This is a genomic window from Photobacterium sp., assembly GCF_057456235.1.
This window is the reverse complement of the sequence record NZ_JBVCPH010000016.1, coordinates 71,969-94,028: the sequence shown is the minus strand read 5'-3', so window position 1 is coordinate 94,028 and position 22,060 is coordinate 71,969. Positions and strand designations below refer to the sequence as shown.

General features: G+C 49.4%; 21 protein-coding genes. 5 read left to right on the top strand and 16 right to left on the bottom strand.

Going from position 1 to position 22,060, the window contains the following annotated elements; translation table 11 throughout:
* Window positions 1-13: 13 nt before the first annotated feature.
* The gene (gene fabR / locus AC2204_RS16930; RefSeq protein ID WP_107284686.1) at window positions 14-646 is read right to left on the bottom strand and encodes an HTH-type transcriptional repressor FabR; all 633 of its coding nucleotides are present in this window, start codon (window positions 644-646) and stop codon (window positions 14-16) included.
* Window positions 647-991: 345 nt separating this feature from the next.
* On the opposite strand from fabR, the gene sthA reads away from it, so the two are divergent.
* Window positions 992-2,401, top strand: coding sequence for a Si-specific NAD(P)(+) transhydrogenase (sthA, locus tag AC2204_RS16925; RefSeq protein WP_318926854.1), 1,410 nt, complete (start codon window positions 992-994; stop codon window positions 2,399-2,401).
* A 92-nt stretch (window positions 2,402-2,493) separates the two neighbouring features.
* On the opposite strand, the gene cysQ is transcribed toward sthA, so the two are convergent.
* From cysQ to gspC, 14 genes are all read right to left on the bottom strand, one after another.
* A complete protein-coding gene (gene cysQ, locus AC2204_RS16920; RefSeq protein WP_318926853.1) occupies window positions 2,494-3,327 on the bottom strand; it encodes a 3'(2'),5'-bisphosphate nucleotidase CysQ in 834 nt (277 codons plus the stop codon).
* A 9-nt stretch (window positions 3,328-3,336) separates the two neighbouring features.
* Window positions 3,337-3,888, bottom strand: coding sequence for an ADP compounds hydrolase NudE (gene nudE / locus AC2204_RS16915; protein WP_318926852.1), 552 nt, complete (start codon window positions 3,886-3,888; stop codon window positions 3,337-3,339).
* A 132-nt stretch (window positions 3,889-4,020) separates the two neighbouring features.
* Window positions 4,021-4,779, bottom strand: a complete 759-nt coding sequence (locus AC2204_RS16910; RefSeq protein WP_318926851.1) for a type II secretion system protein N — start codon at window positions 4,777-4,779, stop codon at window positions 4,021-4,023.
* Window positions 4,780-4,781: 2 nt separating this feature from the next.
* A complete protein-coding gene (locus AC2204_RS16905; RefSeq protein ID WP_318926850.1) occupies window positions 4,782-5,258 on the bottom strand; it encodes a type II secretion system protein M in 477 nt (158 codons plus the stop codon).
* Window positions 5,255-6,529 carry a type II secretion system protein GspL gene (gene gspL, locus AC2204_RS16900; RefSeq protein ID WP_318926849.1) on the bottom strand — a complete coding sequence of 425 codons (1,275 nt, stop codon included), beginning with the start codon at window positions 6,527-6,529 and terminating at the stop codon, window positions 5,255-5,257. The genes AC2204_RS16905 and gspL overlap by 4 nt, the downstream gene beginning before the upstream one ends.
* On the bottom strand, window positions 6,498-7,505 hold the full coding sequence (gene gspK, locus AC2204_RS16895; RefSeq protein WP_318926848.1) for a type II secretion system minor pseudopilin GspK: 1,008 nt from the start codon (window positions 7,503-7,505) through the stop codon (window positions 6,498-6,500). Before gspK ends, gspL begins: the two co-directional genes overlap by 32 nt.
* Window positions 7,505-8,179 (bottom strand): type II secretion system minor pseudopilin GspJ, encoded by a 675-nt coding sequence (gene gspJ, locus AC2204_RS16890; protein ID WP_318926847.1) that lies wholly within the window; start codon window positions 8,177-8,179, stop codon window positions 7,505-7,507. The genes gspK and gspJ overlap by 1 nt, the downstream gene beginning before the upstream one ends.
* Window positions 8,166-8,525 (bottom strand): type II secretion system minor pseudopilin GspI, encoded by a 360-nt coding sequence (gene gspI / locus AC2204_RS16885; RefSeq protein ID WP_318926846.1) that lies wholly within the window; start codon window positions 8,523-8,525, stop codon window positions 8,166-8,168. Before gspI ends, gspJ begins: the two co-directional genes overlap by 14 nt.
* On the bottom strand, window positions 8,522-9,103 hold the full coding sequence (gspH, locus tag AC2204_RS16880; protein WP_318926845.1) for a type II secretion system minor pseudopilin GspH: 582 nt from the start codon (window positions 9,101-9,103) through the stop codon (window positions 8,522-8,524). Before gspH ends, gspI begins: the two co-directional genes overlap by 4 nt.
* Before the next feature lie 18 nt (window positions 9,104-9,121).
* Entirely contained in the window at window positions 9,122-9,556 is a 435-nt protein-coding gene (gspG, locus tag AC2204_RS16875) for a type II secretion system major pseudopilin GspG (RefSeq protein WP_318926844.1), read from the bottom strand.
* A 23-nt stretch (window positions 9,557-9,579) separates the two neighbouring features.
* On the bottom strand, window positions 9,580-10,800 hold the full coding sequence (gene gspF / locus AC2204_RS16870) for a type II secretion system inner membrane protein GspF (RefSeq protein ID WP_318926843.1): 1,221 nt from the start codon (window positions 10,798-10,800) through the stop codon (window positions 9,580-9,582).
* Window positions 10,800-12,302, bottom strand: coding sequence for a type II secretion system ATPase GspE (gspE, locus tag AC2204_RS16865; RefSeq protein WP_318926842.1), 1,503 nt, complete (start codon window positions 12,300-12,302; stop codon window positions 10,800-10,802). The genes gspF and gspE overlap by 1 nt, the downstream gene beginning before the upstream one ends.
* The gene (gene gspD, locus AC2204_RS16860) at window positions 12,302-14,323 is read right to left on the bottom strand and encodes a type II secretion system secretin GspD (protein WP_413466715.1); all 2,022 of its coding nucleotides are present in this window, start codon (window positions 14,321-14,323) and stop codon (window positions 12,302-12,304) included. The genes gspE and gspD overlap by 1 nt, the downstream gene beginning before the upstream one ends.
* A 41-nt stretch (window positions 14,324-14,364) precedes the next feature.
* Window positions 14,365-15,258: a type II secretion system protein GspC gene (gspC, locus tag AC2204_RS16855; protein ID WP_318926841.1), complete on the bottom strand. Its 894-nt coding sequence runs from the start codon at window positions 15,256-15,258 to the stop codon at window positions 14,365-14,367.
* 295 nt (window positions 15,259-15,553) lie between these two features.
* Between gspC and hslR the strand changes: the two genes are divergently transcribed.
* The 4 genes from hslR (at window position 15,554) to AC2204_RS16835 (ending at window position 21,115) form a co-directional block, all read left to right on the top strand.
* Window positions 15,554-15,961 carry a ribosome-associated heat shock protein Hsp15 gene (gene hslR / locus AC2204_RS16850; protein ID WP_318926840.1) on the top strand — a complete coding sequence of 136 codons (408 nt, stop codon included), beginning with the start codon at window positions 15,554-15,556 and terminating at the stop codon, window positions 15,959-15,961.
* A gap of 20 nt (window positions 15,962-15,981) precedes the next feature.
* Window positions 15,982-16,860: an Hsp33 family molecular chaperone HslO gene (gene hslO, locus AC2204_RS16845; protein WP_318926839.1), complete on the top strand. Its 879-nt coding sequence runs from the start codon at window positions 15,982-15,984 to the stop codon at window positions 16,858-16,860.
* A 320-nt stretch (window positions 16,861-17,180) separates the two neighbouring features.
* Window positions 17,181-18,812, top strand: a complete 1,632-nt coding sequence (gene pckA / locus AC2204_RS16840) for a phosphoenolpyruvate carboxykinase (ATP) (RefSeq protein ID WP_318926838.1) — start codon at window positions 17,181-17,183, stop codon at window positions 18,810-18,812.
* Between the two features lie 257 nt (window positions 18,813-19,069).
* Window positions 19,070-21,115, top strand: coding sequence for an AsmA family protein (locus AC2204_RS16835; RefSeq protein ID WP_318926837.1), 2,046 nt, complete (start codon window positions 19,070-19,072; stop codon window positions 21,113-21,115).
* Here AC2204_RS16835 and AC2204_RS16830 read toward each other — a convergent pair.
* Window positions 21,070-21,990, bottom strand: coding sequence for a bifunctional GNAT family N-acetyltransferase/hotdog fold thioesterase (locus AC2204_RS16830; protein ID WP_318926836.1), 921 nt, complete (start codon window positions 21,988-21,990; stop codon window positions 21,070-21,072). The two genes, AC2204_RS16835 and AC2204_RS16830, sit on opposite strands and share 46 nt — an antisense overlap.
* Window positions 21,991-22,060 lie beyond the last annotated feature (70 nt).

Sequence of the window (22,060 nt, the reverse complement as noted above, 5' to 3'; positions counted from 1 at the left end):
CAACACAATAAGGTTATAGTTTCTGCCTGAGCTCACGACGCTCACGCTCTTTACGGTACCAATAGGCACCTTTAGCAATCATTCTTAATTGCAATATCAGCCTTTCAGCATGCTCAGCTCGAGCATGAGTGTCAATATCCAGTGCATCTGCTCCGGAACTGAATACTAGCGTCACTGATGCCTCAGCCTGAATGTAGGCCTCTTCATGAGTCACACCCGTTTTGGCTTCCAGATACTCGCTCAACTCGGCAACAAAGTGCTGGATCTCACGGGCAACTGCGGCACGAAACGCCGTCGATGTACCGGAACGTTCGCGCAATAACAACCTGAATACATTCGGGCTGCTTTCAATGAATTCCATAAATGTTTCGACAGAAGTACGAATTACACTGCCTTCTTCAGCAATGCGCTGCCGCGCCTGTCGCATGAGCTGACGGAGGATCAAACCACCTTCATCCACCATGGTCAGCCCTAATTCGTCCATATCTTTAAAATGGCGATAAAAAGATGTCGGTGCAATACCAGCTTCACGAGCAACTTCGCGTAAGCTGAGGCTGGAAAAACTGCGATCTGCACTTAACTGACTAAATGCAGCATCGATAAGTGAGCGGCGGGTTTTTTCTTTTTGTTGAGCCCTGATTCCCATGAACCTACTGCTTCTCTATAATCTTTTTTTGCAACTATACGCTGTTTTATCTATCGCTTCAGCGTGAATCGGCATTTTTCATTTCCATCAGAGCATAGTAAATCCTGATAGAAGCTGAATCAAAGCAGTAATTGTGAATTTTAACTACCAGCTCACAAAGTCACTCGCCACAGAATTACAGCCTTAAACCACGTCATAAGCCTGTCAGGATCGAAGTTTCACTCAATTTCCAGCGAACAACGTGATCATCACCGACCTATCGCGTCCCTCTGATTCTACCAAACTCGGGAAAAAGTTAAACTGTAGCTATGGCAATGTTGCACTGATGATAATAAAAGGCCAACAATGACGAAGAATAAAAAATCACTCCACTTTGACGCCATCATTATTGGCAGCGGGCCAGGGGGAGAGGGGGCGGCCATGGGGCTTACCAAAGCCGGATTGAATGTCGCGATTATCGAACGGGAGGAAAGTGTTGGCGGTGGATGTACCCACTGGGGCACAATTCCATCCAAAGCATTACGTCATGCTGTCAGCCGTATCATTGAATACAACCAGAACCCGCTGTATTGCAAAAATAACTCCAGCCTACACAGTACGTTTAGCCAAATCTTAGGGCATGCCCAGGATGTGATAAACAAACAAACCCGAATGCGCCAAGGATTTTACGACCGCAATCAGTGCAGCATCATCTTTGGTGAGGCCCATTTTATTGATAGCCACACGGTAGGAGTCAAAAATCGTGACGGCAGCAGCGAGACTTACAGTGCCGATAAATTCGTCATTGCAACCGGCTCTCGACCATATCGCCCTGACGGTGTGAATTTCAATCATCCGCGAATTTACGACAGTGATTCCATCTTGCAGCTCAAGCATGATCCGCGCCATATTATTATTTATGGCGCAGGTGTTATTGGCAGTGAGTATGCTTCTATTTTCCGTGGCTTAGGGGTTAAAGTCGATCTCATCAATACCCGTCATCGCTTGTTGGAGTTTTTAGATAACGAAATTTCCGATTCACTGTCATACCACTTGTGGAACAACGGTGCGATGATCCGTAACGGAGAGACTTTCAAGACCATTGAAGGCACTGAAGAGGGGGTCATACTGCAGCTGGAATCGGGTAAAAAAATGCGCGCTGACTGCCTCCTGTATGCCAATGGCCGAACCGGAAACACCGATAAGCTGAACCTGGCTACCGTCGGTCTGACTCCCGATTCCCGAGGCCAGCTTGCGGTCAATCAAAACTACTGCACCGAGGTTGATCATATCTATGCGGTTGGTGATGTGATTGGTTATCCAAGCCTTGCGAGCGCGGCCTATGATCAGGGACGTTTTGTCGCACAGGCCATTACCAACGGAGAGGCGCAGGGCAGCCTTATCGATCATATTCCAACCGGTATTTATACCATCCCAGAAATCAGCTCGGTCGGTAAAACCGAGCAACAGCTAACGGCAGCAAAAGTCCCTTACGAAGTCGGCCGTTCACAGTTCAAACACCTGGCCCGAGCTCAGATCGCCGGTACCGAAGTGGGAAGCCTGAAGATCCTGTTCCACCGTGAAACCAAAGAGATCTTAGGGATCCACTGCTTTGGCGAACGTGCCGCGGAGATCATCCATATCGGCCAGGCGATCATGGAGCAAAAAGGGGAAGGCAATACGATCGATTACTTCGTCAATACCACCTTTAACTATCCGACCATGGCAGAAGCCTATCGTGTTGCGGCACTGAATGGGTTAAACCGCTTGTTTTAAGGTTACTGGGGTATATTGGTTTTTAGCCAAATATAAACGGAGCCAGCAGGCTCCGTTGTCGTTCAATCATGGCTTAACACTTAGCTAAATCATCACTTACCATCCAGCAAGCGATTATCTGGCGTCAAAATCGCCGCCCAAGGAAGCGACAAGTCCCCTAAGGTAATAAAATTAGGGTTTTCTAGCGTATCACGCTCATTGTATGACAGGGGATCAAGGTGCGTATTGAGAATACGGCCGCCCGCTTCTTCAACAATACATTGCGTCGCCGCAGTATCCCACTCCCCGGTTGGGCCTAAGCGTAGATAGCAGTCTACTGCGCCTTCTGCAACCAAGCACGACTTCAACGCTGCCGAACCCAATGGAACCAGCTCATAATTCAATGAAGGATCAAGACGCTCCGTAATCGTCCGAATATCCTGACGCCGGCTAATCGCAACCGCTATCGACTGTGTTGGCAATTGATGTGTATGTGTCGCAATACGCACCGTGTCGCCTTCGGCTGTGATCTTCCAGGCTCCTTTACTGCGGTAAGCATAATAAACCACGTCAGAAACAGGCGCATATACGACGCCCATAATAGGCGTGTTATCTTCGACTAAAGCAATGATCGTCGCAAAATCACCGCTACCGGCAATAAATTCCTGGGTTCCATCCAGCGGATCCACCAGCCAGTAACGCTGCCATTGACTGCGCTCCGACAGGGGGACTTCTGCATCTTCTTCTGATAACACCGGAATATCAGGCGTCAGTTCAGTTAGTCGTTCCATCACCAGTTTATGCGCCGCCAAATCGGCACTGGTCACAGGCGTGTTATCTTGTTTAATTTCCTTTTCAAACTGGCCGCACTGATAAATATCGAGGATCACTCGCCCAGACTCACGAGCAATATCAATCACCGATGGTAAAAGATTCGATAATTCCATGACTCGCTCCTAATTTGAAAGCTGCTTTAATGCAAGGAAAAGTGCCGTAATACTTCGAGCTTCAGCGAAATCGAGATGATTGATCAGCTCTTCGCCCTGATTGACAGGCCAGCGAACAACTTCTAACGGCTCCGGTTCATCGCCTTCGAGCTGCTCCGAATACAAATCTTGCGCTAGGAACAAGGTCATCCGGCTGGAGAAGTAAGATGGTGCCAGCACCACTTCCTTAAGAATCTGTAATTGTTTCGCCCCAAAGCCAATTTCTTCTTTCAGCTCTCGATTGGCGGCCTGCTCTGCGCTCTCTCCTGCATCAATCAGGCCTTTAGGGAAGCCAAGCTCATACCTATCGGTACCGGCAGCATATTCTCTGATCAGCAACAAATCACCGTCAGCCGTAATTGGTACAATCAATACAGCGTGACGATTGCTGGGTTTCATCCGTTCATAAGTACGTTCAACCCCATTGGAAAAACGCAGGCCAAGAGACTCGATTTTAAACAGTTGTGACTGGGCCACAACTTCGGTCGATAAAATTTCAGGTTTGTTTTTTTCAGCCGCCATGCCGTTTTCCTGTATCACCATAATATGGCTATTTAAGGGCAATAGCCGGGTGAAATAAAGTAATTTTTTGGAAACCTATTTTTTTGGAAACCTATAAGCTTGCTACAATGTCAGCCGATCTTGGTACGCTTATTATAAGCGTCCGCTATAGGTTATTTTGTAACGCCCTTTACTATCAGGGTTACCTAACCACTTTAATTGCTCGCCTAATTGAGGCGGAAATTCCGCGCCGGGCTTAAACCAGCCATTTAAGCTGTAGCTTTGGTTGGCCGCTAACACTGCTTGCCAATCGCTGGATATATCAACTGAAGATTGGCTTGCCTGCGCAGTCAGCTGACCTTGCTTGCAGCTCAAATCGGCAATAACAGGGCCGGGATTGATCCCTCCCAGAGGAGAACTAATATTGGCGGACGTCCACGCCAGTGAGCCATCTAACGCAGAGCAATATGGCGCCTGATATTGATAATCACGGATGGTCAGCTCAAGGTTACCTTCAACTGTTGCCGGAATAGGCGCACGAGTATATTTCAGGAAATTCTGAGCCGGTACCGATACCAGTAAATTTTCCGCAAATGGACCAGATATACCGTAACCCAGCGTCCCCCGCCCATCGAACGCCAGATCGCTGCCATTTCCGAAACGCACGGCAAATGAAGCTTTGCCTGCCAGTAGAGCAGTCAGGCTCATATTCCACTGCACTCGCCCCAGATTCTGCTGTTGCCATCTGACTTGTGACGCCATTCCTCTCCAGGGCGTACCGCTGATCCCCGCAACCTTTAGGCCTTTGACGGCGGGCAACTGCTGCCATAACCAACTGGCTGGAACATGGGCCATTAAGCTACCGATTAAGACGGCACCAAAGGTGGTACCTAATACTGATTTAAACTTCACGTTTATCCTCGCCCCAGCTGTAGGCGGTTCACTTCGACCATACCATTTACATCTGTTTTAGAAATATCCAGAAACTGCGCTTCGATACCATACTCATCGCGTAAAAAAGAGAGCCAGTTGACTAATGTATTAAATGGTATTGGTTTAACCCACACTTGTACTGCCTCACTGCGAGGCTGCATACGAATGAGCTCAATACGAAAACGACTGGTGGTTTCATTTACGATCTGGTTCAGACCTTTATCGCTAATTTTCACAGCCGAGCCGGATGCACCTTTCAGGCGAGTTATCTCTTCCGCTTTTGCTTCCACCCAGCTAAGTAACTGACGCTCAGCCTGAATGCGTGTTTGTGCAATTTCTGCCCGGTTCGACAATGGCTGCCACAATCCCCAGTAAAGCACCGCAAGGGCTAATGCCCCGGCACCACCCAGCACCAGGCGTTGCTCGCGCAGGCTTAAGGCTTTCCACCGCCCTTTCATGATTTTCTCCTTAAGACCACGGCACCATTAACCTGATTTCCATCTTTATTCAACTGGCCTTGCTCTACCTCAAAATCTTTCGCCAATAAGGTGCGCAATTGCTCGAAATGCTGAAACTCTGCCGCACTTGCCTGAAGACGTAACTCACCACGATTCTGATCATACTTCATATTCAGAATTGTCATTTGCGGCACGTTACTCAACATCGGTTTAAGTTGCAGCAGCCACGGTAGTAACCCCTGATCACTGCCATCACCGCCCAGCCGGGTGATCGCACTGTTCATCTGATTTTTAAGGTAACTTTGTGAAGGAATACGTTTAAATTCAGGTAACACCTGACGGAAAATACGCTCGCTTTCGGCCCGGTAAGCCTGCGCCTGCAGTTCCATCCTCTGCACCGACACAAAGTGTTCAACAACAACCGTCGTCAATACCAACCCCGCAGCAATCGCGACCTTGCGCCATGGCTTCAGGTGCTTTCGCCACACCGACTGGGGCTTATATGGCCCGGATAACAAGTTTACTTTGCTGCTTTCAGCACCTTCTGCAAGCAGCTGCATGACCAGTTCAGGGGTTTCCGGTTGCCAGTTACCCGGCATATGCTCTGGTGCCGGCGTAAAGTGATGGATGGTTAATACCGGTAAGCCGTCTGCGGTTTCGGCTTCTGGTTCTTCTTCGGTTTCCGGCTCTTCGCTTTCAACGACAACGGTAGCAATCGGCGCTTTTTGTGCCAGCAACCAGCTACCCAGCCATGACGGCTCCGCACAGACCCCCAAAGCTTCAGATTGACGTACCAGCCATTGCCGCCCAAGTTCCGCGGCGCTATAACCATCATCGTAGAGTGGCAGACACAAACAGTCGGGTACCAGTTTTTTCACTTCTATGTCGGCTTTGACAAACTCATTCAGCCAGTGTTCAATTTTGCTGTGTTCGATAATGGCCACATTAGCGATATCACCTTGACGCTTTATCAGGTGCACATGCAGTGAATCAACATCCTGTGCCAGTTCTTCTTCTAACAGGTAGGGTAAAACTGCCGCCAACTGGCGTCCGCTACCGGCAGGAATCGCAACCTGAGTTAACAGCAACTCACTGGCAGGAACAAGCGCAATCACCGGACGCTGCGCCGCATACTCAGCCAATTCATTCAATTGCGTCATATCAGCCAACTGGCCTGATGCAATAACTTCGTTTTGCTGTGGCGACCAGACCAGCCATTGCACCGGCTGTTCAGGCCGGCTACTTAGCCTTATTGTCAGAAATTCGCTCACTGATCCCTCCATAACGGCGACGAATCACTGTCACCTCTTTTTGAGCATCACGTTTCAGTAATGCAACTAATCTAAGTCGGGCTCGATCGACCAACACTTCTGTATCCAGTTGAAAATAATCGCTGCTCACCGCCAGGTGTTTTTCAGCACGCGTCAGGATTGCAGCATCAATCCCGCTGATCGTCGGCTCGTTCTTAAAATCATCCACACTTTGCCAGCCATCATAGGGACGGGAGGCAATTAACGTCTGGGCATCTGACAATGATAACGCCGGGGTGAATAAACCCGCCAGCAGGGCGGCCTGCTGCTCATCAATGGTATTCACGTTCAGCACCATCTTGTCACTTGGCAGTGCACAAAGCAGATGCTTGGCTTTATTGTAAACCTGGCCGGTAACACCATTAATGGCACGAAACTCACTGACATCTGCCAGCCAGTCATTGGGGGGTAAATAAGGCGGAAGAAAACCTTCATAAGTACTGTCTTCGGCACCGAACGATGACTGTACGGCATCATCCGGATCCACAAATTCCCAGCTGGAATCTGCAACGACTTCAGCTTCATAGCTCTCTACCCCCACTTCTTCCAGCAGTGATTGCAGATAGCTCACTAAAAAAGGCTTCTTCGTTTGATCCGCCTCCGGTTTGACGCGACTTAATGCATTGAGGTTAAAACAAGCCTGGCGATCAATAATATTGCCAATCGCTTCACCATTGTCTAACGGGTAACGCTGGCCTTTGGTTGCCCATGCCTGGCTCAGGTTAACGGTATCACTGTCATCGACACCTTGCTTAATGGCCACCTTTGCCAGTTCTTCCAATCCCTGGGCATACCAGTATGCTTGCTGATTCAGTATCTGGTTCTCAACCCGGTAGAAGTTGATATGTAATCGTTCGGTCATTTGCACGGCCAGCAGAGTCATCAGGGCTAACAGCAACAGGACAACGATCAGCGCAACGCCTTTTTGCTGTTTCATTAACTGTTATCCTCCTGCCCAATCGCACTGAGCCCTGATACCGGCAGCAGGTAAATGCGCTCTATGTCGCCGAAATCTGCCAGGGTCATTTTTACCATAATGCCTTCCGGCAAAGCTGTCTCTTTAGACCACTCATCGACCCATTTTTTTTCGCTGTAATAACGGAAAGAGAGCTTGGTAACATCCGCTAAGGTTTCGCGTATTAAAGGCTCTGTTCCCACTACCGTATCAGGATAGCGGAACCACACACGCTCGAGTTTATCTTCTATGATCCGGTAGCCGACCCGGACATTTTCACCCCGCGGAAACATTTGCTGCGGGTTCTGCCAGCCGGCGCGGGTAAAGATGATGCCCTGATCTTCCGAATCAAGCAGATACTCACCTGACAGCAATAGCTTCTCTGACGGTTTTTCACCCTGATTGCGTACGCGTCGCGCAACTATCTGACGGAAATCGTTATCCATCATGACCATGGCTCGCTGAATCGATTTCAGTCGTTCATTATGTTCACGAGACTGCTGATCACTTAACTGTACGTTACTAAGCACCTGATAGGCCGACAAACTCAGCATCGCGAATACCGCAATGGCCACAAGTACTTCTAATAAGGTAAAGCCCCGCTGCTGCATACCAGGACGTCGGATTGAAGGGCGGCGGCAATTAATTCGCAACATAAGTTCTGACCGTGACCACCGTTTGTTTTCTCTCAGCATCCGTTGCTACCGTGGCATCTAGCGCTCTTAAATAACCGTCTGCCGTTTTCGTATTTTTAATGCTCCAGTACCATTCGCGCCCGGCCAGCTCAGACTTGCCGCGCTTCTCAGTAGCCGGGATCTGTCCCGACAGGCGGACCTTCGCCAACTCGTTATCTGCCACCATGACGGCAAAGGTTTTCTGCTCTAAGTAGCCCAGGGTGTTTAAATGCTGGCTCACGGCTTTCATAACACTGAGCGCCGCCGTGGCAAATACCGCCAAAGCCACCAATACTTCTAACAGGGTCATCCCGCGATTACGCTTCATCGTGTTTTCCCTGTTCTCAGCTCGTCACCCGGGCGGAGTAAAAAGAGCTGCCCCAGTTCATCTGCCTGAATACGCCAGAACAGGTTTTCCCCGTCCACTTCAAATGCCAGGGTAAACGGGGTGTATTCTCCGCTGGCCATTACTACAATTTGCGGCGGTTTAATCTTGTCTTTATCAGTTTGTTCAGCAAACAAATCTTCATCGAATAGCGAGCCTGGGTTGAATAAACGATCTTTGTCTTGCCAGGAATAGCCGCCCATCTCGACTCTCAAGTCGATATCGTCGCCGACTTCAATGGCAGTGAAAAAACGGGACTCGGCGATCGGCTGCCAGTCTTTACTGGTTAGCTCAAGAAACTGATAACGATGGCGCTCAATACGGATCCCGTAATCAACCCCATTGAGCAAGGCATCTTCACCCAGCAGCTGAACCAGGTGGTGAAAACGTGCAGCCTCTTCTTTGACCTTGTCTTCTTTGCTTTCCGGCAGGGTCATAATAACGGCCACGGCACTGGTTGCCAGCAGCACCAGTACCAACAATATCTCAATTAAAGTAAAACCTGCTGCACGTTTATTCATGGTTATTGAACTCTGGACTTAAAAGTCCAGCATGTTCCAGTTACCTATATCCGTATTGCTACCTTCTCCGCCTTCCTGGCCATCCGCACCCAGGCTAAAGACATCAATCGCGCCATGCTCGCCTGGCATGACATAATTATATTCATAACCCCAAGGGTCTTTAGGCAGCCGTTTAATGTAGCCGCCGTCGCGGTAATTACGCGGCTCAGGTGTTGATGAAGGCTTAGACACCAATGCCTCCAGCCCCTGATCGGTGGACGGATAAACGCTGTTATCAAGCTTATACATATCCAGTGACTGCTCAAGCGCACTGATATCAGTGACGACTTTTTGCTGATCCGCTTTTTCTTTGTTACCCAATAGGTTCGGCACCACCAAGCTGGCCAGTACACCTAAAATAACAATAACGACCATGACTTCTAACAGCGTAAAGCCGTGTTGTTTGCGTTGCATTGAAAAGACCTCCAAAGGAAAAACTACATGCCAACCATGTTATTTAGTTCAATGATTGGCATTAAGGTGGCAATCACGATAAACATGACAATGCCCGCCATAAAGACAATCAATAGTGGTTCAAAAACACCCAGCGCCATATTAACCTGAGATTCAAAATCCCGATCTTGGTTATCAGCGGCCCGGGTTAACATCTGTTCCAGCTCACCACTACGCTCACCACTGGCTATCATGTGTAGCATCATCGGTGGGAATAGTTTTGTTTTATCTAAAGAAACACGAAGGCTCGCCCCTTCGCGCACTTTGTCTGCGGCTTCTAAAATCTGCTTATTGACCCAGGTATTGGTCATCACATCTGAAGCGACCTTCATACCATCAAGCAAAGGAATGGCACTTGATGTACAAATCGACAAGGTACGGGCGAAGCGAGAGGTGTTCAGGCCACGGGCCACTTTACCAATCACCGGTACCCGCAACACCCAACGATCCCATTTCATTCTAAAATCAGGCTTTTTCAAGGCTGTTTTTAACAGTGCTATTGCCGTAACAATTACCACCACCACGACAATACCCCAGTTCTGAACAAAGTCACTGGCAACCAGCAGTATTTCAGTAATCGTCGGTAATTGCTGTCCCATCTGGACAAACTGATCGACGATCTTAGGGACCACGGTCGCCAGCAAAAAGGCGACAACCGAAACCGCGACCAGGGTCAGCATGGTCGGGTAAATCATCGCCTGCTGCAGCTTGCTGCGCATCTGTTGGCGGTTTTCAGTGTAATCCGCCAGGCGATTCAGCACAGTATCTAAGTGGCCGGATTTTTCACCCGCTGCCACCATGGCACGAAATAGCCGATCAAACACATGGGAATATTCCGCCATGCTGTCTGACAGGGTATAGCCTTCAACCACCCGTGAACGCACTGCCAACAGCATATTTTTCAATCGCTGCTTTTCACTTTGCTCTGCGACGGCTTTTATACATTCTTCCAGAGGCATGCCCGCCTGAACAAGCGTTGCCAGCTGTCGGGTGATCAATGACAGTTCACTTGCGCTAATACCGCGACGAAACTGGAAACCAGTACTGCTCTGCTTTTTCTCACGACCCTGAGTTTGCACTACCTCTACCGGCACAAAACCTTGCTCGCGCAGTTGCTGACGTACCTGACGGGCATTATCCCCTTCCAGTACGCCCTTTTTCTGGCGCCCTTTAGCATCAAGCACTTTGTATTCGAATGCAGCCATTAGCTCTCCTTGGTCACTCGCATCACTTCTTCAAGGGTAGTAATGCCTTTTTTGACCTTAAGTAAGCCATCGTCACGGATACTTGGTGTGTATTTTCGAATGACTTTTTCAATTGCCTGCTCACCGGCTTCGGCGTGGATCAGCTCCTGTACTGTGTCATCGATCAATAACAGCTCATGAATACCGGTACGGCCACGATAGCCTTTGTTATTGCAATGCTCACAACCTACCGCACGGTATAAAGTGAGTGGATCATTCTCACCCAGGTGGAACAGCTTTTTCTGCTCGGCATCAGCTTCATAGGGCTGACGGCATTCAGAGCATAAGGTACGCACCAGACGCTGCGCCAGCACCCCAAGCAAAGAAGAAGAAACAAGGAAAGGTTCAATGCCCATATCGCGTAAACGGGTGATCGCACCGATCGCGGTATTAGTGTGCAAGGTCGACATGACCATGTGGCCGGTCAGCGACGCCTGAACCGCAATAGAAGCCGTTTCCAGATCGCGAATTTCACCGACCATTACAACATCCGGGTCCTGACGTAAGATAGCACGCAGGCCCCGGGCGAAGGTCATATCTACTTTTGAGTTAACCTGAGTTTGACCAATTCCGTTAATATCAAACTCAATCGGATCCTCCACCGTTAAGATATTTCTTTCCTGGCTATTCAGCTCTTGCAACCCTGCATACAGGGTGGTCGATTTACCTGAACCGGTCGGGCCGGTCACCAGGATAATACCGTGGGGACGCTGAATAATATGACAGAAGGTTTTATGGTTCTCTGGTGTCATCCCTAAGCTATGCAAATCGAGTCGAGTCGCATTTTTATCAAGCAGACGCAGTACCACACGCTCACCGTGAGACGACGGCATAGTCGAGACACGCACATCCACCGCCCGGCCACCGATACGCAGTGAGATACGGCCATCTTGCGGCACACGCTTTTCAGCAATGTCGAGGCGGGCCATAACCTTAATACGCGAAACCAGCAAGGGGGCCAGCTTACGGCTCGGCTGCAACACTTCGCGCAAGACACCGTCAACCCGGAAGCGGATCGACAGTATCTTTTCAAACGTTTCAATGTGGATATCAGAAGCCGCTTCTTTGATGGCCTCAGCCAGCATGGCATTGATCAATTTAATGATCGGCGCATCATCTTCGGATTCCAATAAATCCTCGGATTCCGGCAACTCTTCTGCCAGCGAGAAGAAATCATCACTGTCTGATCCCAAATCTTCCATCAGCTGACGGGCTTCAGATGAATCCCGCTGATAAGCCTCGGTTAACTTCAGCTCAAACGCTTTTTCTGTCAGCTCTACCGGGGTAAAACTCCTGCCGACAACACGGCGCACTTCCGCTAACACCACCGCAGATAGCTGACCACAGTAAAACAGTATCAAGCCTTGCTCGCCGGCTTCCAGTACAACACGGTGGCGCCGGGCAAATGAAAAGGGCAAGCGGAACAGGGTGAGCACATCGCCTTCCATGTTAACCGCAGCCATTACAGATCCTCCAACTGAGCAACAAAGGCGCGCACTTCAGCCGGTAGCTCAATATTATCACCGAATTTAGGCAAGACCGGTGGCATGGTATTGGGCATTAATTTCAGCCCCTGATCGGCCTTATAAAGCTGTTCAGCACGAATGTAATTATATTTACGCTGAGTAATACCGTCAGCCGTCACGCCGTCGCGGATAATGGTCGGCTTAATAAACACCATCAGATTTCTTTTCTGGGTCGTGGTATTGGTTGACTTAAACAGGTGACCCAATATCGGAATATCGCCTAACAGCGGAATTTTCGATTCACTCTCATTGGTTTGTGTGTCGATCAAGCCACCCAGCACGATCATCTGGCTATCCTGAACCAGCACGGAGGTGTTCAGCTGACGTTTGGAAAAACGAACATCCACAGCGCCATTGGCCCCGATCACACTGGATACTTCCTGTTCAATTTTCAACTGTACCGAATCGCCTTCATTAATCTGCGGGGTAACATTGAGCTTGATTCCCACTTCTTTACGTTCAACGGTCTGAAATGGATTGTCATTACTGGCACTTGACGTCGACCCCGTTACCACCGGAACCTCTTCACCGACAATGAATGAGGCTTCGCCGTTATCCAGCACGGTAATGCTGGGTGAAGAAAGAATATTGGAGTTGGTATCGGTGGCAACCGCATTAACTAAGGCGGTCCAGTCGCCCAGCACCAGCCCCAACGCGGCGCCATTGACGCCGCCAAGAACACTGGCCAGGGTACCGTAGTCACCTTGTTGATCCGGTGTCGTCGTTGTGACCTGGTTATCACCAGCCCCGGTAATGGTTGTGGAGCCAGGCACATCTTCTGCTTGTTTCAGGCCCACCGCATACTGGGATATCGGGATCCCGGAATTGGAAAACTGCACCACCCCGCTGTCCAGTGATCCCCACTGCACACCAAGATTGACACCGTCACCTTCGGCAATTTCGACAATCATCGCTTCAATCAGCACCTGAGCACGGCGAATATCGAGCTGGGCTATAATATTTTCCAGCGCCCGCATAATATCAGGCGGGGCGGTCACGATCAGTGCGTTGGTATCAGCATGCGCTGATATCATCACTTCCGCGCCGTTACTGGCTGCTGTCTGTTTGCTGCCGCCTTGTTTTTCAGCCTGCAAATTTTCAGACACGCCCTTAAGCACGTCGACCATCTCTTCCGCATTGGCATATTTCAGATACACCACCCGGTTATTACCCGATGTCGCCATCTCTCTATCCAGCTGACGGATCAGGCGGGTCAGACGGGCTCGTACTTTTGGATCGCCAGACAATAACACCGTATTGGTACGCTCATCGGCCACCAGCTTAGGCTGCAGGAATTCTGGGATATTTTTGGCATCGGTTGTTTTGTTGAGCGCGTCCACAATCCGCACCATTTCTGCCGCCGAGGCATTCTTCAGCTCGATAATGGCCACTTCTTTGTCACCCGCACGATCCACCCGCTCGATAATTTCAGCCAGTCGATTGACCACTGCGGCCCGGCCGGTGATCATAATGATATTGGCTGGATCATAGTGAACCACATTACCGGCGCCGGCGTTATCATTCAGCTGGCGTAACAAGGGGGATAGCTCTCGAACAGACACATTGCGAACCGCAATCACCCGGGTAACCACGATATCGCCTTGCACCTTGTCGTTATCACCAACGACAGGAATAGCCGAGGTTTTCGCATCTTTGTCACGAATAACTTTCAGTACCCCGTTTTCCATCTCGACCACGGCAAAGCCGTACACTTCCAGAACATTGAGGAAAAACTGGTAATATTGCTCATCGTTCAGTAAGTCATAACTGCGCACATTCACCTGACCACGCACTGCGGGATCGACAATGATCGTTTTCTCCAGATTGCGCCCGACGATATTGATGAATTCCTGAATATCAGTTCCTTTGAAGCTGGCACTAAAGTCACTCGCCATCACTGAGCTGCATAGCAAGCTACTTAACAGCCACAGGGCACTCTTACCCATCCATTTTTTCACAAAAAAACTCCTGCCCTAATCGCTTGTTCGCTGTCGAATCACTACTGCAATTCAATATAAATATCATGTAATTGACCATCTCGTTCAACCGTTAGCGTAAAGTCTGTGGCTTGGGATAATTCCGTCCACAGTTTCGCCATTACTGCAGGGTCGGTTAAATCATTGCCATTAAGGCTTACAGCCAAATCATCCGCGACAAGGCCAACCGCATCGAATAACACACGGTCCTTGCCCGGGTTAACGCGGTAACCCACTAACTCGCCATCTCTCTTCACTTGCGACAAACCAATATAGCTAAACAACGCTTGCGGTTTGTCGAGAATTTCCTCTTTAATTTTAGCCAGTTCCGAGGCTGGCGGCGATTCAGAAGAACGCTCTGGTTCCACTTGACGGCTGGAAGACTGAGCCTGAGCTTGAGAAAACGTCACCCCATCAAGCATCAGCGTTTCATCACGACCACTGTTACGGATAATCACCCGATCCACATAAACTGCCTGCAGGGTTGCGCGCGTGCCTTCAATGGCTTCGTTAAGACCATAAGTATTCTGCTTGCCGCCCTTCGTTATCACCGCAAGGCTGGTTTCAGGACTGGAACTCGCGACCACGCCAACCAAGGTTAAATTCAACTGGGTTTGCGGCGCATCTTGCTTAACCGGTCCTTTTTTTATGATCGGCGCATCTTGCTGGTAGCGACCAAATAAATTCATACTCAGTACATCAGAGAGGGGAAAGGCCGATGTTTGGCCATTAGACGCTGAGACCGCTTTCGCCTGCCAGGGAATCACATCTGTCGCGGGCTTAACAAATGACCACGCCAACCGCCCCAGCAGCCATGCCAACATCACGACCAATAGCCACGTCATTATTCTTGTCGCAGTTTGGGACGACAGCGGACGCTTTGAGTAAAGTGTTTCAAACCACTTTGTTGCAACCATTCTTTAATCCATTATTCCTGAGAATGCATATTTTGCGATTAGCCAACCTGATCATATATAATACTCTTTCTGAAGGTATTAAGGCAGTCGAAAACGGCTGGAATCATTCAATACGGCAATCCAGATCACGCAAAAAACATAGTTACTATCAATAGACTAGATCTATTTCGAAATAAATTCTCTTTTTTTACGTTGAAATGTCTCCCCGATAACACCATTAACTAGACTTAACCGGCTGCTGACGCAGTCAATGCATTGTGCTACTTTAGCGCCCAATTTTGGTAAGGAGCCCGTTGTGAGTCGTCAATCATCGAATTCAGACCCGCTTGAGGTCCGTCTTGACAAATGGCTATGGGCAGCGCGTTTTTATAAAACTCGCTCAATTGCCCGAAATATGACCGATGGAGGCAAAGTGCACTACAACGGCCAGCGCTCCAAGCCAAGTAAAATTGTCGAAGTCGGCGCCGAAGTCCGCATAAGACAGGGCAACGAAGAAAAAACGGTCATTATTGAAAAGCTGTCAAGTGCACGCCGGGGAGCACCGGAAGCACAAACCTTATATAAAGAAACGGCAGACAGCCTTAAGCAGCGTGAGCAACATGCACAAATGCGCAAGATTAATGCTTTTGGCAGCCCGAGTCCTGATAAGCGCCCTGATAAAAAACAGCGACGCGATATAATTAAATTTAAGAGCAGTAACTAATTGCTGGAGAAGACAAGCTAATGACAAACGATAATCTGTACCGTTACCTGTTTGAAGGTGTATCTGTACGTGGTGAGCTCGTCCAGTTAGGCGACACATATCAACACATCATTTCCAGCAAGGAATACCCGGCGCCAGTGCAGAAGCTATTAGGCGAACTGCTTGTCGCAACCAGCTTGCTGACAGCAACGCTGAAGTTTGAAGGCTCGATCACGGTACAGCTGCAAGGCGACGGCCCGGTGAAACTCGCCGTCATTAACGGTGATCATGATCAGAAACTACGTGGTGTGGCTCGTTGGGAAGGTGAGGTGCCTGCTGAAGGCAATATCCATGATCTAATGGGCAAAGGCTACCTGGTGATCACGATAACCCCAACGAACGGTGAACGCTACCAGGGCGTTGTCGGTTTGGAAGGCGGCAGCCTGGCACACAGCCTGGAAGGTTACTTCAAAAACTCAGAACAACTGAAAACCCGTATCTGGTTGCGAACGGGAGAATTTGGCAATCAAGCAACGGCAGCGGGTATGCTGCTTCAGGTCTTGCCTGACGGCCAAGGCACCTCCGGTGATTTTGAACACCTTGAGCAGCTCACCGACACCGTAAAAGACGAAGAATTGTTTGGTCTTGAAGCACAAGATGTGCTTTTCCGCCTGTACCATCAGGAAGAAGTACAATTATTCGAGCCTCAACCGGTTGAATTCCATTGCGGTTGTTCACGTGAGCGCAGTGGCTCTGCCATTTGCTCGCTTGACCGCGCTGAAATCGAGCATATTCTGGCCGACAAAGGGAAAGTCTCGCTGCACTGCGACTACTGTGGCACCAGCTATGACTTTGATAGCATTGATGTAGCTGCGCTACTAGAGAGTGCACCTGAAAGCGGTAACAACCAAGTACACTAGTTAATTCTCACTTCGTAAAAACATCTGAAGATCATAAAAACAGCCGAATTAATTGCGGCTGTTTTTTTACCTGAAGCACGTTTTACTCCCATCATCACAGTACCTTTCCTTTTATTTCCCGGCTTTTTTTAAGAAAAATATTAATCTCAGCCACTAGCGCAATCGTTTTACATCGCTGTAAACTACCGACTACATAGACCCTGCGCTTTTACTTAAGTTTAACATTTTAATGGTTATTTTTTGATAAGCCTCCCTGAATTAGCCTCTTAGGGTTGCTAGCATGGTCAACAGTTAAACATCATCTTACCCAAGGAGCACCTATGACTGTCATCAACGTCGAGAAAAAGGTTGCAAAAAACGTGGATCTGTCTGAATACGGTATCAATAATGTTACAGCGATTGTCCGTAACCCTTCGTACGAAGTTTTATTCGAAGAAGAAACCAAGCCTGGCTTAGAAGGATATGAAAAAGGTATTGTCACTGAGCTTGGTGCAGTGTCTGTTGATACCGGTATTTTTACCGGTCGTTCGCCTAAAGATAAGTTCATCGTTAAAGATGACACTACCCGCGATACCCTATGGTGGGCAGACCAAGGCAAGAACGACAACAAGGCAATTGATCAGAACGTTTGGAATGAGCTGAAATCACTGGTCACTAACCAGCTTTCCGGCAAACGCCTGTTTGTGGTTGACGGCTACTGTGGTACCAACCCAGATACCCGCCTGTGCATTCGTGTGATCACGGAAGTCGCATGGCAGGCTCACTTCGTGAAAAATATGTTCATCCGTCCGACAGAAGATGAGCTGGACAGCTTTGAACCTGATTTTGTCGTCATGAACGGTGCGAAGTGCACCAATAAGAAGTGGGAAGAGCATGGTCTGAACTCTGAAAACTTCACCGTCTTTAACCTGACGGAAAAAATGCAGCTTATCGGCGGTACTTGGTACGGCGGTGAGATGAAGAAAGGTATGTTCGCGATGATGAACTACTTCCTGCCGCTTAAAGACATTGCATCAATGCACTGCTCTGCCAACATGGGCGAGAACGGTGATGTAGCAGTATTCTTCGGGCTATCCGGTACAGGTAAAACAACCCTGTCGACCGATCCTAAACGTGCCCTTATTGGTGATGATGAGCATGGTTGGGATGACAACGGTGTCTTCAACTTTGAAGGCGGCTGCTACGCGAAAACAATCAACCTGTCTAAAGAAGCGGAACCTGATATCTACAACGCCATCCGTCGTGATGCGCTGCTAGAAAACGTGACCGTTCGCGGTGATGGTGCCATTGATTTCGACGACAACTCGAAAACGGAAAACACCCGTGTTTCTTACCCTATCTACCACATTGAAAACATTGTTAAGCCAGTGTCGAAAGGTGGCCATGCCAACAAAGTGATCTTCTTGTCAGCTGACGCATTCGGGGTGCTTCCTCCAGTATCAAAACTGACACCAGAACAAACTAAGTACCACTTCCTGTCGGGCTTTACCGCAAAACTTGCCGGTACTGAACGAGGCATCACCGAGCCAACACCGACTTTCTCTGCGTGTTTCGGTAATGCGTTCCTGACCCTGCACCCTACCCAATATGCTGAAGTGCTGGTTAAACGTATGGAAGCAGCAGGAGCAGAAGCGTATCTGGTGAATACCGGTTGGAACGGCACAGGCAAGCGTATTTCAATTCAGGATACCCGCGGTATTATTGATGCCATTCTTGATGGGTCTATCGACCAGGCTGAAACCAAACATATCCCAATTTTTAACCTGGAGATACCAACCTCGCTACCTGGCGTTGATCCTGCCATTCTGGATCCGCGTGATACTTACGTTGATCCTCTGCAGTGGGAGAGCAAAGCAATCGATCTGGCTGAGCGCTTCATTAATAACTTCGATAAGTATACTGATACTTCAGAAGGGGCCGAGCTGGTCGCGGCAGGTCCGCAGTTAGACTAACTTCACGACGGTACTCCAAGCCCCTCTTTTGAGGGGCTTTCTTTTTCTGTTTCTGTTTCTGTTTATGCAATACCGATAAAACCAAACATCGAATGAAAACGGTTCACCCCCATGATAGTCGATCGCCACTATGAAAAACCGTGTATTTCCTTGCAGCTCACCCGATTTTACGCCACTCTGAGTAACACTAAACAGACTAAGATCCTGATCCATACAGCGTTTTGTCAGCAGCTTGGTATAACAGAAGGAAGGTATCAATGCGTACTGTGGGGAAAATTTTCGCAACCATCGTGGTGCTACTGCTATTAACCAGTACCATTATGCTGGCATTGCTCCACACCCAGTACGCCACCGCAATCATCACCCGTACCATTAATACCTTCTCTGACTACCAACTCAAGGCCGATAACATTGCCTACCACATCCGCGATCCCTGGCACCTTGAACTAGAGCAGCTTCAACTAAACTATCGCCAGGTTCCCGTGTTAGAAGCAGACCTGTTGCAATTATGGCTGGCTCCCCGGCAACTATTTAAGCAAGGCTGGTATTTCGACAGCGTATTAATAGATGGTACGGAACGCCTCCAGTCCATTGATCTTAAAACTCTGCCCACCCTTTATATTGCGCGCCTGGCACTCAATCACCTCAATATCACTTCGCCAGCCATCAAGCTGCAAAATGCTCGCTTGCAGATAGACAACTGGAATAGCCAGGCTCAACCCTGGGGGCAATTCAGTGGTGACTACCAACTTTCCGCTTCCCGGCTCAGCTGGCAGAATATCGAACTGGATAATGTCCTCATTGATGGTGACCACTATGACCAAAAATGGAAATTGTATGGTTTCTCTTTTGACTGGCAACACGCCAGCCTTAACGGCCAGGCCGAATACGTAGATTCCGAGGCGCAGCCCGACGCTCTCATTCTGCACCAGCTCACTCTGACCGGGTTGCAATTACAGGATCCGACGCAGCTTGAGCAATTCAAGACGCAGCTGACACAATTAAAAGCCACCGATATCACCGTAAATATCAAACGCCTTGATATTCTGGAAAGCAGCATGGAAATGCCTGACTATGGCTTCAACTCGCTGAACTTATCGCTCCAAGACTGGCACTGGCCAGCGACTGGCTGGCAGCAACAAAACGCCCACCTGTCACTCAGTGCCAGCAGCATCCAATGGCAGAAGACCGTGTTTGAGGAACCTCTGGTTGAACTGTTTTTTGCCCCGCAACAAATCACCATCGATGGCTTGTCGAGCAAAGTCTTTGATGGTTTTATCCAGACCGATGGCGCATTAACGCCGGATCTGCTGGCACTCAATCAAGTATCAATCAATGGCATTAGATGGCTGCGCCCCGAACAATGGCGGCAATCCGCCGCCACGCTGAACCGGGCGTTTGATGATATCAGCATCACCAAACTGGATGTGGGCTACGCCCAGCTGACGGATAACAATCCATCCTTCCCTATCCAGGTAACCGGGCTGAATATCAATGGCGAAGATCTGATCCTCAAACGTAAAGGGCAGTTGGGATTATGGCAGGGCGAGCTGAGCGTCAGTGCAGGCTTTGTCAGTGTCAACCGGGTCACGATGATTGAACCATATCTTATGATGCAGAGCCAGGCCGGCAACTGGCAGCTGGCTGAAGCTATCGTCCCCTTCAAAAACGGCTTGCTGGAGGCTAGCGGGGGAATCGAGCTTGATCAGCCAGGCCAACCCTGGCAGTTATTTATGCACGCCGACAGTATGCCAGCCAGCACTTTACCTTATTGGTTACAGCTCCCTCTGCCGTTGAGCGGCGCAATGGATCTCACATTATCAGCCACAGGACTGGCACAGCATCAGACCAGTCTGGCTTACAGTCTTAGCGGAGAGTTAACGGCCGGATTCCGCCAATTACAACCGCTTGAACTGACGACAGCTCAGATCTGGCAACTCTGGAGTCAGTCCGGCAAAGAGCAGGCTAATCTTGATCAGCACACCCGCAACAGCCTAGGCTATTCATCAAAACACTTAGCCAATAACGGAGCAAAAAGCACGACCGATGCGTCCGCGCCGGTTCAGCCGCTTACGGCAACGCCAGTGCATATTACCGCCGATCGCGGGCGCTTAGTGATAGCGCCTATGACGCTGAGCGGCAACGGGATTGAAGCCAATTTTGAGGGGAAATGGGATCTGGCCAATACAGCAGAACAAACCATGACGCTGAAGGCAAAGCAAGGCTGCCAGCAGCTCATCCGCGAGTGGCGAGGTGATCAACAACAGCTGTCACTATCTTCCTGCGACGGAAACAACATATAAGTACCGGTAAATGTGGAAGCCCGTTGCTCGCCACTATAAACACTCACTTCGACCGTCACCCGATCTTTGCGGCCACTTGCCAGGCGCTCAAAATCACCGCTCAAGCTCTCGACACTGGCCTCAGCACGAGGACGCTCTTTGACCGGTGCGACATAACGGATGTTGCTATCCACCAGTACAATATCAGCCTGCAGCTTGCGTTCTTTAAGCAGCATCCAGATAAAACCCCAGCCCGCTAATGTCGCCATGGTAAAAATACTGCCGGCAAACATAAATTCACTCGGGTTGAGATTAGCATTGATCAAGGCACTGACTTCAAAACGATACCCGGTATACTGACTGATTTTAACCCCCATCTTGTCACTGATCGGGATTTGATTGTGCCATAACGTCTGTAACTCCTGGCACCATTCCGGGTGGCGCACGACATCTGTTAGCGGATCAAGATACTTCAGCATTTGCTGGTGGCGCACCGGGCCGCGTTCATCTCTCAGCTCTCCCTGGCTGGCAAAGCTGTTTTTCAGATAAAACGGGATCGCGTCTTCCCGGGCATTACAGACCAGACGCTTCGCACCCTCCTGACGAGCCAGCGACTCTAAGGCCATCAGGACTAACGCCCCCATGCCCTTATGCCGATACTCCGGATGCACCGCCATAAAGCGGATCTGCCCATCATTATCCGGGGTCATATACAACCGGCCGACAGCAATGGTTTCTCCTTTATCGTCCACAATCATACGATGGCAGCTCAGCTCGTCGTAAGCATCCCGCTCAGAGCCAACCGGCATGCGCCATGGCTCACGCAACATGCGCCAGCGAAAATGATAGTAATTCGCTAACTCAGTATCCGTTTGTGGTGTGATCAATCGAAACATGCCATCCCTCTCTTCCATTGCCCGGTAGGTTATCGTTATCCTTCGCGAAACAGACCAGCCCGGCGAATAA